The organism is Oceanicola sp. 502str15, assembly GCF_024105635.1.
Classification (GTDB): domain Bacteria; phylum Pseudomonadota; class Alphaproteobacteria; order Rhodobacterales; family Rhodobacteraceae; genus Vannielia.
Genome location: NZ_WYDQ01000001.1, coordinates 1,022,192 through 1,035,880 on the forward strand (window position 1 = coordinate 1,022,192; position 13,689 = coordinate 1,035,880).

A 13,689-nucleotide genomic window follows, 5' to 3' on the forward strand; every position below is an offset into this window, starting at 1 on the left:
TTTGGAAAGCCCTAGCGGTTGGCGACGAAGTCCCAGACCATGTTTCGCTCGAGCAGCGGGCGCAGGGGCCGGACCGGGGCGAAGCTGCGGGCGGCGGCGGCGGCGCGGGCCGTGCGGGGGCCGCCGATGCGGGCGGTGAGGCCGATGGCGAGGCGGGTTTCGGCGGTGGTGAGGCTGCCGGAGATCCGGGTGTGGCTGGCGCCGATGTAGGCCTCGATCGGGGCCGAGGGCAGGGCGTAGGCGAGGCCGAGATCATAGGTGGCGGCGGTGAAGGAGGCGCGGGCCTCGTCGGCATCGAGCAGGGCGATCGAGCCGGTGAGGGAGAGCTGGTCGGTCAGGGCCTGACGGGCGCCGAGGCTGGCGAAGATATAGTCGACCTCGGAGGGATCGGCGCGGCCCAGACCGGCGCGGGCGGTGAGGGTGGTGGCGGTGCCGAGGCTCCAGATGCCCTCGACCCCGGCATCGAAGGTTGCGGCCTCGGTGTCGTTGGCGTCGGCATAGGCGAGGAAGATCCCGTACTTTGCCTGCCGGGTGGGCTGGAGATAGAGGTGACCGGCGATGGCCCCGAACCATGTGGCGCCATAATCGACCACGGTCACATCCAGCTGAAAGCCGTGCTGCGCTGTGATGGCGAAACCGGCATTTGCGTCGAGCGTGGTGAGGCTGCCGCTGTCGCCGCTGATGTGGCCGAGCGAGAGTTCGGCGCCGGAAAAGCCGATGGCGGAGCTTTGGGCGAGCAGGGTGGAGGGCAGCAGGAAGCTGGCCACGGCAATTGCTGCCGCGGTGATGCGGGTTTTCATGGGGTTACTCCTCGATGTGTGAGACAGAGCCCCCAACCACCGGCGCTGTCGTTCGCCCAAGTTTTGCCCTAAAGCCCGCCAAATTTGAACAGAATCCGTAACCCTTGGTTAACCGCCCGCCCCTGCAAGGGGGGCCAAAGAAGGGGCCTGGAAACGAAAAGGGGGCGCCGCAAAAACACGCGACGCCCCTGAGTTTAAGTCCGTTCGACCAGTGCGGTTACGATGCTAGAGATCAGCCAACCCGGACCATCCTTTGCGATACATTGCATAGGCTCCGCCGCCGGCCACGATGAGCGGCAGGGCGAGCCCGAGTGCGACGAAGATACCGATGCCGAGATTGTCGGCCTCGTAGCTTCCGCTTGCAAGCGTGTACCCGGTGTAGAGCGTCAGGCCGATCGCGGAGACCAGACGGGTACGGATGCCGAAAGCAACCCAGATCGCGATGACGATCAGGAGGGCGTTTACAGCGATGAACTGTGCCGTTTCGATCGGGGCCCTGAACTGTGTCGTTCCGGTGGAGGCCTCGGCCGCGATCGACGGCACCACGAGCGTGGAGAGTGCCTGATTAGCCAGCAAAAAGGCGAATGCCAGTCTGAAGGTACACTGCACCATGGGTGTAAGGGTCATTTCTGCTCTGCCTCAAAGTGATGATGTTTCTCATCGTTGGGTTGAGGATGGAGAGATTTCCCACACCTGAAAATAGAAAATTCTGCAAAACGGAAACAGTAAAATGTGCAAGTTGCACATTTCGGGACAATGGGGGCATGGCGCGAAGTGCTAATTTATTGATGTTTTGCGCCCGTCAGGCCCTAGGCGCTGCGGAGGTTGACGACTTCGGATTTGCGGTTTTGCATCTTGGAAAAGCTGTCCTTGATCCATGCAACGGTGCCTTCGACGACCGGATCGCCCTTCCGGGAGGCATGATACATCAGCCACATGTCGGTCTGCGAGACCTCTGCGCCGCCGGGCACGACGGTGAGATCGGGGTTGCTTGCGGCCACGATGTCGATCAGCGGGCCGGCCATTTCGGTGGCGCCGATCAGCTCGTAGAGTTCGTACATCGACTGGACCCGGACCGAGGGCGCGGTTTCGAAGAACTGGTAGGCGGTCTGGTTGAAGGGGGTCGCATCGTAGTGCTCGCTCAGCGAGACCCAGCCCGCATCGGCGGAGGCCGACTTGCGGCGGTATATGCTGGAGGTGAGGGTGGCGACGCGTTGCGCGAGCACCCGGCCGGACTCGGGGCGTTTGTGCTGGAGCACCAGGTCGTTTTCGCCAAGGCCGTCTTCCATCACTCTTTGGGTGAAGGTGTAGGTCACATCCGCCAGCGAGCCTGCACGGTTGGCGAGGTTGGGATAGAGGACGAAGAGCGAGACGACGGGCGGGCAGCCGATGGAGAGGCGGGTGCTCTGGCCGGCGGTGCCGGCGTGGATCGAGTTCATCTCGGTTTCGAGGCGTTGTTCGATGTCTTCGGCGATCTGGAGCAACCCGGTGACCACGGGGCTGGGCTGCCATCCGTCTGCCTTTTTCACGAAGGGCGGCTGGCCGAGGATCTCGCCAAGGCGTTCGATCCGGCGCGACATGGTGGCAACATTGATTCCCAGGCTCTGGGCCGCGGCATTCATTCTCCCGTGGCGGGAGAGGGCGAGAGCGAACTTGAGGTCATCCCATGACGGCATGTCTGTATCCTGAGGCCTGAGGTTGCGGTGAAAGCGAACAACGATTTTTAATGTTACGGGTTTGCAGAATTGTTGTTAGCGTCTCAACGGGGTGAGTTCAAGCCGTACAATGCAACTAGATGATGTGTTGCAAAAATGCAGGAATCTGAATGTCATAGGACATACGGGGCTGGACGGGAGCTGACAGTCTAGAGAACGGGCGCGCCGCGTTCAATCGTTGCGTGTGCCGGAAAGCCGCTCTTCGAGGCGTTTGAGCAACGCTGTCTGGCGCTCGCTGTTTTCGAGCAAGCGCTGGAGCAGGCGTTGCTGCCGGGCTGCACGGGCGCCGGTGACGAAGAGGATCAGGGCAATGATCCCGACCACGATCAGGAGCGGGATGAAGGCGGCCAGAAGGGTCATTGCCTCATGGCCGCCGCCGCTCATTCCTGTGCCTCGTCGGGGCCGGGCGTTTCGGGCGTGCCGGTCTCGTCGATGGTGTCGTCTTCGTCCTGCTCTGCGATCCAGGCGACCGAAACCACCTCTTCGCCCTTGGCGGTGTTGAACACCTTCACCCCGCCGGCGGAGCGCGAGCGGAAGGAGATTCCGTCAACCGGGCAGCGGATGGACTGGCCTGTGGAGGTGGCGAGCATGACCTGGTCGGACATTTCGACCGGGAAGCAGGCAATGATCGGGCCGGTGGGCATGCCCTTGGTCCAGGCCGTCACGCCGAGGCCGCCGCGACCGCGGATCGGGTAGTCATGCGAGGAGGAGATCTTGCCGGTGCCGCCGGAGGTGATGGTGAGGATCAGATCCTCGGCTGCCGACATTTCCGCGTAGCGCTCGGGGGCGAGTTGACCCTCGGCCACGGTTTCCTCTTCGTCGTCGTCGCTGACGGGCTCTTCTTCGGTGACACCGGCCATGAGGCGGCGCTGCTTGAGATAGGCCACGCGCTCCTGCGACTCGGCCTCGAAGTGCCGGATCACCGACATCGACACGACCTTGTCACCGTTGGACAGGCGGATGCCGCGCACGCCGACGGAGGCGCGGGAGTTGAACACGCGCACGTCGGTGGCGGGGAAGCGGATGGCGCGGCCGGCGTCTGTGACCAGCATCACGTCATCATCTTCGGAGCAGATGCGCACGTTGATGAGGCTCATCCCGGCGTTTTCATCCTCGAACTTCATCGCGATCTTGCCGTTGCGCATGACGTTGGTGAAGTCGGAGAGGCGGTTGCGGCGCACGGTGCCGGCATCGGTGGCGAAGACCACCTGCAGGTCGTTCCACTCTTCCTCGGGGCGGTCGACCGGCATGATGGCGGCAACCGACACGCCCTGCGGGATCGGCAGGATGTTGACGATGGCCTTGCCGCGCGAGGTGCGTCCGCCCTGGGGCAGACGCCAGGTCTTGAGCTTGTAGGCCATGCCGTCGGTGGTGAAGAACAGCAGCTGGGTGTGGGTGTTGGCGACGAAGAGGGTGGTGACCACGTCCTCTTCCTTCAGGTCGCCGCCCGAGAGGCCCTTGCCGCCGCGCTTCTGGGCGCGGAAGTCGGCCAGCGGGGTGCGCTTGATGTAGCCGGATTGCGTGACGGTGACGACCATCTCTTCGCGTTCGATCAGGTCTTCGTCGTCCATGTCGCCGGACCAGTCGACGATTTCGGTGCGGCGGGGCACGGCGAACTCTTCGCGCACCTCTTTCAGCTCGTTGGAGATGATCTCCATGATCCGGTCGCGCGAGCGCAGGATGTCGAGGTAGTCCTTGATCTTGCCGGCCAGCTCCTCGAGCTCGTCGGTCACTTCCTTCACCCCGATCTGGGTGAGGCGCTGGAGGCGCAGTTCGAGGATGGCGCGGGCCTGGGTTTCGGACAGATTGTAAGTGCCGTCCTCGTTCATCTTGTGCGACGGATCGTCGATCAGCTGGATGTAGCCGGCGATGTCGGTGGCGGGCCAGCGGCGGGTCATCAGCTTTTCGCGGGCCTCGGCGGCATCGGCGGAGGCGCGGATGGTGGCGACCACCTCGTCGACGTTGGAGACGGCCACGGCGAGGCCGCAGAGGATGTGGCTGCGCTCGCGGGCCTTGCGCAGCTCGTAGGCGGTGCGGCGGGCCACGACCTCTTCGCGGAAGGCGACGAAGGCCGAGAGGAAGCCGCGCAGCGTCAGCGTTTCGGGCCGGCCGCCGTTGAGGGCCAGCATGTTGGCGCCGAAGCTGGTTTGCATCTGGGTGAAGCGGAACAGCTGGTTCAGCACCACTTCGGGCGTGGCATCGCGCTTCAGCTCGACCACGACGCGCACGCCGTGACGGTCGGATTCATCGGCGATGCCGGAGATGCCTTCGAGCTTCTTGTCGCGCACCAGTTCCGCGATCTTCTCGATCATCGAGGACTTGTTGACCTGGTAGGGCACCTCGTCGACCACGATGGCGTAGCGGTCCTTGCGGACCTCCTCGGTGTGGGTCTTGGCCCGCAGGATCACCGAGCCGCGCCCTTCGAGGTAGGCCTTGCGCGCCCCGGACTGGCCGAGGATCACGCCGCCGGTCGGGAAGTCGGGGCCGGGGATGTGCTCCATCAGCGCCGCGCTGTCGAGGTCGGGATCGTCGATCAGCGCGAGGGTGGCGTTGATGACCTCGCCGAGGTTGTGGGGCGGGATGTTGGTGGCCATGCCGACGGCGATGCCGCCCGCGCCGTTGACCAGCATGTTGGGGAAGCGGGCCGGAAGAACCGTGGGCTCCTGATCCTTGCCGTCGTAGTTGTCGATGAAATCGACGGTGTCCTTGTCGATGTCGGAGAGCAGGGCTCCGGCCACTTTCTGCATGCGGATCTCGGTGTATCGCATGGCGGCGGGCTTGTCGCCGTCCATCGAGCCGAAGTTGCCCTGGCCGTCGAGCAGGGGCAGGGACATGGAGAAGTCCTGCGCCATGCGGGCCAGCGCGTCGTAGATCGCGCTGTCGCCATGGGGGTGGTACTTACCCATGGTGTCGCCCACGGGGCGGGCCGATTTGCGGTAGGGTTTGTCGTGGGTGTTGTTGGTGTCGTGCATCGCGAAGAGGATGCGGCGGTGCACCGGCTTGAGGCCGTCACGCAGATCGGGAATCGCACGGGAGACGATCACGCTCATCGCATAATCGAGGTAGGAGGTTTTCATCTCCTCTTCGATCGTGATGGAGGGCCCACGATACTCGGGCCGCTCGGGCGGATTATCCTCTGTGTTTTCAGGAGGTTCTGGCGTGTCGCTCATGAGGTGTCCCGTTGGGGCGCCGCGTGATCTGGGCGCTTCTAGATTTTGTTGCCGATTTATACAGCAACCCAGATATGGGGTGCAACCTGCGCCTCCCTTTTAGGCAAAACTGCAACGGGACGCGGTGGGAACGCATTGTTTTCATTGAAAAGTAAATGGTTCGTGGCAAGCTTGGCGTCAGAGGCATGAAGCAGCGAGGCGGAAAGGAGACGCGATATGGCGGAATCGGAAACCGAACTGATGCTCCGGGGCTACGGGCTGACGACGGCAGAGATGTTCTATCGGATGCCGGATTTTCGGAATGTTCTCAACACCTTCATCTGGCAGGACTATGATCTGGCGCCGGACCACCCGAAGCTCTTCAAGTTCATCGAGTTCTGGCAGGACGAGATCGAGGGGCCGCTGCATTCGGTGCGCTTTACCCATCGCAAGATGATCGGGCCCGGCGAATGGCGCAACGTCACCGGCGAGTTCACGCTGCACTGAGGGCCGGCGGCCGGCCCGGCCTCAGGCGGCGCGGGTGGCGGCGCGGATCCAGAGGGCGACGAGGACGAGCGAGAAGATCGCGTTCCACGAGGGCATGGAGAGCAGGAGAAATTCGCCTGCCGACTGGTCGCACATGACCGGGGCGGCGCCGCCCGTGGGGTCGATCAGCGAGCCGCCATCCAGCCCTTCGCCCAGCCCGGAGCCGGTGCAGGAGGAGGGGCCGGGCCACCATTTGCGCTCGACGCCGGTGTGAAACACCCCGATCCCCGCCGTGGTGGCGGCCGCCAGCGCGCCGAGCCAGGCAAGGCCCCGGTGCAGCGCGGTCAGCCCCGGCAGAACCACGATCAGCACCCCGATGCCGAAGGCGGCCCAATGCGGGTATCGCTGCCAGAAACACATGGCGCAGGGGGCCATGCCGAAGCGGTATTGGAACACCCAGGCGCCGAGCACCATGGCGAGGGAGCCGAGACCGGCGAGGGCTGAGAAACGTTTGAGCATCAGATGTATTTCACCAGAAAGAAGCCGCCGATGAGAATGACCACGAAGAGCACGAAGACAAGGCCGAGGCGCTTTTCGATGAAGTCACGAATGGGTGTGCCGAACTTCCACAGCAGCGCGGCGACGATGAAGAAGCGGAGGCCACGGGCAAGGATGGAGGTGACGAGGAAGGTGGCCAGCGGCATGCCGGTCCAGCCCGACATGATGGTGATGACCTTGTAGGGAAAGGGGGTCATCCCCGCGGTCAGCACAGCCCAGAAGCCGAAATCGTTGAAGCGGGTGTTGAACTCGGCCACGGCGTCACCCTTGCCCAGCGCCGCGAGGATGGGCTGGCCGAGGCTGTCGAACAGCAGGGCGCCGATGGCATAGCCCAGCAGGCCGCCGAGCACCGAGGAGACAGTGGCCACCCCGGCGATGAGCCAGGCGCGGCGCGGGGTGGCGAGGATCATCGGGATCATCAGCACATCGGGCGGGATCGGGAAGACGGAGCTTTCGATGAACGCAACGGCAGCCAGCACCCAGAGCGCGTAGCGGCTTGTGGCTTGACGGATCGTCCAGTCATAAAGGGAACGCAACATGCGTGTGGCCTGTTATTGGTTTGCGGCCAGTGACCATGAGGGCCGTGCGAGGTCAAGTGCGCGGCGGCGCCGGGGAGCGACATATGAAGTGGAGAGGACGGCGCGGAAGCCGGAATGTGATCGACCGGCGCGGGGTGAGCGCGGGCAGGGCGGGCGGCATCGGCGGGGTCGGGCTGATCGCGGTGCTGGTGATCGGCTACTTCCTCGGGATCGACGTGACTCCGCTACTGAATGGCGGCGGGGTGCCGGTGCAATCGGGCGAAAGCCGCGAGCTGAGTGCGCAGGAGCAGGCGGCGGGGCAGTTCGTGAGCGTGGTGCTGGCGGATACGGAAGAGGTGTGGGGGCAGGTCTTTCCAGAGCAGCTCGGGCGGGATTATCGCCCGCCGCAGCTGGTGCTGTTCTCGGGCCGAGTGGCTTCGGGCTGTGGCGGGGCGAGCGCGGCGACGGGGCCGTTCTACTGCCCGAGCGACCGGCGGGCCTATCTCGATACGCAGTTCTTTGCCACGCTTCAGGGCCGCCTTGGGGCGAAGGGCGATTTTGCCGCCGCCTATGTGGTGGCCCACGAGATTGCCCATCACGTGCAGAACGAGCTGGGCATTCTGGGGCAGGTAAACGAGGCCAAGGCGGCTGCGGGCGAGCGGGAGCGCAATGCGCTGAGCGTGCGCACCGAGCTTCAGGCCGATTGCCTCTCGGGCGTCTGGGCGCATTACGCCGAAGCGAGGCTGGGCACGGTGGAGCCGGGCGATCTGGATGAGGCGCTGAACGCGGCGCGCCAGATCGGCGATGACGTGCTTCAGCGCAGCGCGGGGCGCACGCCGATGCCGCACACCTTTACCCACGGCTCTGCTGCACAGCGGCAAGACTGGTTTGCCCGCGGGTACGAGCGCGGCGCGGTCGAGGATTGCGATACCTTCGCCGCATCCCGGCCCTGAGACACGTTGACGGGGCAGGGGACGCGGCTTAGGAAGCGCCTGCTGGCCGGTGTGGCGGAATGGTAGACGCAGGGGATTCAAAATCCCCCGATGGCAACATCGTGAGAGTTCGAGTCTCTCCACCGGCACCAGATTTACCTTGATGAATGGCGCTACGGCGCGTGGCCCGGGGCCAGGTGGCCGCCGGGGCTTTTGCATTGATTTCACGACCGATTGCGGCGCGGCGAACCGCGGGCGGGCGCAGCGCGAGGGGCCGAGGCTTCCGCTGCGTCAGAGAAACAGAATCGATTCGAGCAGAATTTGCCGGGCCGACGCGGCCAATCGGGGGGTTGTCCGGGCATTGGTGCAAAATCGAGAACACTTTTGCCTGCCACATGAGCGCCACATTGTGTGCCGCGCAAAATGTGATCGGCAGGGTTAATTGTTCTGAAAGGCGAAACAGTGGCGGGTCAACACCCGGATTGACCCGCTGCAGCGCAGCAGGCTGAATCCCGCTCAGTTTTGTTATAATGGTATGTAAATAAACAGAAATCCCGTGAATATCCTTCACAGGTTCAATTTTTGCAATTCTTCCGGCAGTTGAAAGTGCTGCTGCCTTATTCGCGCCAAAATTGGGCCAAAAAAAGCCTGATTTCAGCATGCATCTGCCCCATTCGCGCCACTTTTCGCTTCCGGCGGCGAGGCCCGAACGAGTATACCGAACGTGCCCAACTGGGGGGCGATGTTTGCTGGCTGCGGGGGCGGCCGCACGACGACGCAGAGACCAATTCTGCGGGATCGGTGCGTGTCTGCTGTCCCCGAAAGACAGTCGACTACGACAGGTGCGGAGGGGTTGGCCATGTTGGCCGACGATCTCCAATTCCAAACCGGCGCGCTTGCCCGCGTTTCGGTCACCGTTCCCCTTTTGGCTGACGATTGCGCGCCGCGCGGAACCGCTATTGGCCGGTAACTCGCTTCGCTTGGGTGTTGGTGAAGGAACGTTTTGATGACGATGGACAAGGCAGAGAGAGCAAGGCTCGACCCAGAGACGGGGCACATTTCCCCGGCGCTGCCACTCCTGACCCAAGGTGTTCGACCTGGTTCCGTTTTCGGGGCCGATCTTGAGATGAAACGCGCGGGGTCGCTGCTGGCCGTATCCGCAATGCAGGGGAATACGAAATGACTTTCAACCTCGATTGGAGCACCACCGATATCGACGGTTCCAACACTCTGGCGAGTGGCGGAGAAACTGTCGGTGTCTCCGTCTGGACGCCGAGCAACAGCGACAACGACAGCTGGACGATCAAGGATGGCCAGCTCTACAGCAATGACGTCTGCCGCGACACGACCGCGAAGCTGACCTTCGACCAGCCGGTCGAGAACGTGAGCTTTACCGTCTATGACGTTGATTGCTTTGACGAAGTTTCGATCTACGCGAAGGATGCCGACGGCAACCTCATCCCCGTGAGCTTCGAGAACACCGGCAGCCACTACATCAACGGCAACTCGATCGTCGGCAAGGGCCAGACGGCGGACGGCCCCAACGCTGGGTCGGAGTACGACATCCAGATCACCGTCGCGGGCCCCGTGAGCGAGCTGGTCATCGTGCATGACGACACAGGCTCCAGCGCCTCGGGCGGCAATTCCGGCGCGGTGGCGATCGGCGATCTGAGCTTTGGCCTGGTCGGGCCGGAAGGCGACGGCATCGTGGACGGCACCGCCGGCGACGACCTGATCGACACCGCCTATGACGACGACCCCGAAGGCGACAAGATCGACAACAACGATGCGATCCTGCCGGGCGAGGCCCCGAATGACGACATCGTGCTGGCCGGCGACGGCAACGACACGGTGTTTGCCGGTGAAGGCGACGACGAGGTTTACGGCAACGGCGGCTCCGACACCCTCCATGGCGGTGCCGGCAACGACGTGCTCATCGGCGATGCGGCCGGCCCCTACGGCAACGGCGCGGGCGGCACGGAGTCGACCCAGGAAGCCTTCAAGTGGTCCGAGCTGAAGGATTACAACGGCGGCCACCTGTCGAATGGCGAGAAGATCGTCAGCCAGAGCCAGGACACCGGCGAGAACGTGGTGAAGCTGTCGCTGCAGAAGTCCTACGACAACACCTTCTCCACCGATCAGCAGAAGGTGCACTCGATCGACACCGGCGAGCTGCCCGGCGCCAATGCTTATTCCTCGCTGGAAAGCGAGCTGGACTACAAGGGCGAGAGCCAGACCTACAAGCTGGAGTTCGAGAAGGCCGCCGAGAACGTGTCGTTCCGGGTGAACGACATCGACTTCGACAGCAAGGTCGTGATCACCGCCTTTGATGCCGATGGCAATGAGGTTCCGGTGAACATCACCGCCGGCAGCGGCGTGAGCCTCTACGACAAGGACGGCGTTGCGGGCAACGAGACCGCCGTGTCCAAGGGTGGCGGCGCGCCCGACACCTCTCCCGACTACTCGGGCCTGGTGAGCATTGCCGGCCCGGTCTCGAAGATCGTGATCACCCACACCCAGATCGGCTACCACGACAGCGGCGTGAACGTGACCGACATCTACTTCGACACCATCACCGGCGACGGTGAGGGCGAGGGCATTCCGGGCGACGACACCATCTATGGTGGGCTCGGCGATGACTACATCGAAGGCAATGCCGGCAACGACTTCCTCGACGGTGGCGAAGGTGCCGACACGGTGTTCGGCGGCGACGATGCCGACACCATCATCGGCGGTGCAGGCGATGTGGTTGATGGCGGCGCCGGTGGCGACGACAACGACACGCTCGACCTGTCGCTCGGCAAGCCCTTCTACCTGAAGGACCTGGTGGTCGACTCCAACGGCAACGGCTGGGACGGCACGGTTGTCTACCTCGATGACGATGGCAAGCCGACCGGCGAGACCATGACCTTCACCGAGATCGAGAACATCAACGGCACCCCGGTGAACCAGCTTCCGGTTGCCAATGACGATGTGGCCGAAGTGGATGAGGACGGCTCCGTCACCATCCCTGTGCTCGCCAACGACAGCGACCCGGATGGCGACCCGCTGACCGTGGAAGGCGCGACCGCCGAGAACGGCACCGTGACCGTGAACGGCGATGGCACCATCACCTACGAGCCGAACCCCGACTTCAACGGGACCGACACGATCACCTATGAGGTGAGCGACGGCCAGGGTGGCACCGATACCGCCATTGTGACCGTCACCGTGAACCCGGTGAACGACGATCCCGATGCGATGGACGATGTGGCCAAGGGCGATATCCTGAACCCCGTCACCATCAATGTCCTCGGCAACGACACCGACATTGACGGCGACACGCTCTCCATCGACTCCATCACCCAGCCCGCCGCCGGCGGCACCGTGGTGGACAATGGCGACGGCACCGTGACCTTCACCCCCGACGGGACCGTGGATGGTGACGTGACCTTCGAATACACCGTCTCCGACGGCCAGGGTGGCACCGATACCGCCACCGTGACCGTGACCCTGCGCGACGGGATCGTCGAGGGCACCGCCGGCAACGACTACATCGACCAGGACTACACGGGCGACCCCGAGGGCGACGTGGTGGATGGTGGCGACAACATCTTTGGCGGTGGCCCGGATGACGACATCATCGACGCGGGTGCGGGCGATGACGTGGTGAAGGCCGGTCTCGGTGACGACACGGTTTACGGCGGTGACGGCAACGACTCCATCTACGGCCGCGGCGGCAACGACACCCTCGATGGTGGCGCTGGTGACGACTACATCGAAGGTGGCCAGAACGACGACACCATCACCGGTGGCACCGGCAACGACACCATCTACGGCCAGGGTGGCAACGATGTCATCGATGGCGGCGAGGGTGACGACTGGATCCGCGGCGGTAAGGATGATGACGTCATCCATGGCGGTGCGGGCGACGACGAGATCTACGGCATGTCCGGCGACGATCTCATCACCGGCGGTGACGGCAACGACGTGATCGACGGCGGTGGCGGCGAAGACCACATCGACGGCGGTGCGGGTGACGACACGCTCCTTGGCGGCAACAACAAGGACACCATCATCGGTGGGGACGGCTCCGACTATGTCGAAGGTGGCGGGTCTGACGACTACATCGACACCTCCGGCAACATCGACCCGGTCACCGGCCTGTCGGGCACCCCGGATCAGGGCTACCCGGGCATCTGGGCACCCGACGCCGACCCGAACGACGACAAGGACACCGTCTATGGCGGGGCCGGAAACGACACCATCATCACCGGGGACGATGACGATTACATCGAAGGCGGTGCGGGCAACGACAAGATCAATGCCGGCTACGATGATGACACGGTCTACGGCAACGAGGGCAACGACTACATCGTCGGCGGCGAGGGCAACGACTACCTCGACGGCGGGGATGGCGACGACACCATCTATGGTGGTCTGGACCCGGTCTTCCCCGATGTGCTCAACATCCCCGATGACGCAGGCGACCTGCGCCCCGACAACGGCGATGACGAGATCCATGGCGGTGCAGGTAACGACACCATCTACGGCCAGGACGACGACGACCTGATCTACGGCGACGAAGGTGACGATTACATCGACGGCGGCGTGGACGATGACACGATCTACGGTGGCACCGGCAACGACACGATCATCGGCGGCGAGGGCGAGGACAAGCTCTACGGCGACGATGACCGCGATACCTTCATCGGCGGCAACGCGGGCGACCACGTTGACGGCGGCTCGGGTGGCGACGATTACGACACGCTGAACCTCACCGGTTCGGATGTGGATTACATCGAGTACACCTCGCCCGACAAAGAGGACGGTATCGTTCACTTCAACGACGGCGGCACGATGACCTTCGAGGAAATCGAGAACGTCATCCCCTGCTTCACCCCCGGCACGCTGATTGCGACGCCGCGTGGCGAGGTGGCCGTCGAGGAACTGAAGGTCGGTGACAAGGTCATCACCCGCGACAACGGCATCCAGGAGATCCGTTGGCTGGGCCGGACCGATGTGGACACGGTGGAGCTGATGAAGCGCCCCCAACTCCGCCCGGTGCGCATTGCCAAGGGTGCACTCGACGGCAACCTGCCCGAGCGTGACATGCTGGTGAGCCCGCAGCACCGCGTGCTGGTGGCCTCCGACCGTGCGGCCCTCTACTTCGAGGAGCGCGAGGTTCTGGTGGCGGCCAAGCATCTGGTGAACGGTGAGGGGATTGCCGAGGCGGCCGATGTGGCCTCGGTGAGCTACATCCACTTCATGTTCGACCAGCACGAGGTGGTGCTGTCGGACGGGGCTTGGACCGAAAGCTTCCAGCCCGGCGACTACACGCTGGAGGGGCTCGACAAGGAGCAGCGCGAGGAACTTCTGGCGCTCTTCCCCGAGCTTGCCGAGAAAGAGGGCCGCGAGGGCTACACCGCCGCTCGCAAGACCCTGAAGAAGCACGAAGCCCTGCTGCTCGCCGAGTAACAGACTTCGCGCCCGGCGATCCCAGCGATCGGCGGGCGCATCGCCTTCGGGCAGGCCGCAAGGCCGTGGCCCGC

General features: G+C 64.0%; 10 protein-coding genes and 1 tRNA gene. 4 read left to right on the top strand and 7 right to left on the bottom strand.

The window, feature by feature from the left end; all coding sequences use genetic code 11:
* Window positions 1-11: 11 nt before the first annotated feature.
* The 5 genes from GTH22_RS04860 to gyrA all read right to left on the bottom strand — a co-directional run bounded on the left by GTH22_RS04860 (window position 12) and on the right by gyrA (window position 5,685).
* Window positions 12-800 (bottom strand): hypothetical protein, encoded by a 789-nt coding sequence (locus tag GTH22_RS04860; RefSeq protein WP_252943627.1) that lies wholly within the window; start codon window positions 798-800, stop codon window positions 12-14.
* A 225-nt stretch (window positions 801-1,025) separates the two neighbouring features.
* Entirely contained in the window at window positions 1,026-1,427 is a 402-nt protein-coding gene (locus GTH22_RS04865; RefSeq protein ID WP_252943628.1) for a hypothetical protein, read from the bottom strand.
* Window positions 1,428-1,609: 182 nt separating this feature from the next.
* The gene (locus tag GTH22_RS04870) at window positions 1,610-2,476 is read right to left on the bottom strand and encodes a LysR family transcriptional regulator (protein WP_252943629.1); all 867 of its coding nucleotides are present in this window, start codon (window positions 2,474-2,476) and stop codon (window positions 1,610-1,612) included.
* Window positions 2,477-2,686: 210 nt separating this feature from the next.
* Window positions 2,687-2,899: a YebO family protein gene (locus GTH22_RS04875; RefSeq protein ID WP_252943630.1), complete on the bottom strand. Its 213-nt coding sequence runs from the start codon at window positions 2,897-2,899 to the stop codon at window positions 2,687-2,689.
* On the bottom strand, window positions 2,896-5,685 hold the full coding sequence (gyrA, locus tag GTH22_RS04880; protein ID WP_252943632.1) for a DNA gyrase subunit A: 2,790 nt from the start codon (window positions 5,683-5,685) through the stop codon (window positions 2,896-2,898). The genes GTH22_RS04875 and gyrA overlap by 4 nt, the downstream gene beginning before the upstream one ends.
* 216 nt (window positions 5,686-5,901) lie before the next feature.
* Here gyrA and GTH22_RS04885 point away from each other — a divergent pair, with 216 nt between their 5' ends.
* Entirely contained in the window at window positions 5,902-6,171 is a 270-nt protein-coding gene (locus GTH22_RS04885; RefSeq protein WP_252943634.1) for an usg protein, read from the top strand.
* Window positions 6,172-6,192: 21 nt separating this feature from the next.
* Here GTH22_RS04885 and GTH22_RS04890 read toward each other — a convergent pair whose 3' ends face one another.
* A complete protein-coding gene (locus GTH22_RS04890) occupies window positions 6,193-6,669 on the bottom strand; it encodes a disulfide bond formation protein B (protein WP_252943636.1) in 477 nt (158 codons plus the stop codon).
* Window positions 6,669-7,247 carry a YqaA family protein gene (locus GTH22_RS04895; RefSeq protein ID WP_252943637.1) on the bottom strand — a complete coding sequence of 193 codons (579 nt, stop codon included), beginning with the start codon at window positions 7,245-7,247 and terminating at the stop codon, window positions 6,669-6,671. Before GTH22_RS04895 ends, GTH22_RS04890 begins: the two co-directional genes overlap by 1 nt.
* 83 nt (window positions 7,248-7,330) lie before the next feature.
* On the opposite strand from GTH22_RS04895, the gene GTH22_RS04900 reads away from it, so the two are divergent.
* The 3 genes from GTH22_RS04900 (at window position 7,331) to GTH22_RS04910 (ending at window position 13,615) form a co-directional block, all read left to right on the top strand.
* Entirely contained in the window at window positions 7,331-8,179 is an 849-nt protein-coding gene (locus GTH22_RS04900; RefSeq protein WP_252943639.1) for a neutral zinc metallopeptidase, read from the top strand.
* A gap of 45 nt (window positions 8,180-8,224) precedes the next feature.
* Window positions 8,225-8,310: transfer RNA gene (locus tag GTH22_RS04905), tRNA-Leu, on the top strand.
* A gap of 1,027 nt (window positions 8,311-9,337) precedes the next feature.
* Window positions 9,338-13,615: a Hint domain-containing protein gene (locus GTH22_RS04910; protein ID WP_252943642.1), complete on the top strand. Its 4,278-nt coding sequence runs from the start codon at window positions 9,338-9,340 to the stop codon at window positions 13,613-13,615.
* The last annotated feature ends 74 nt before the right edge of the window (window positions 13,616-13,689 follow it).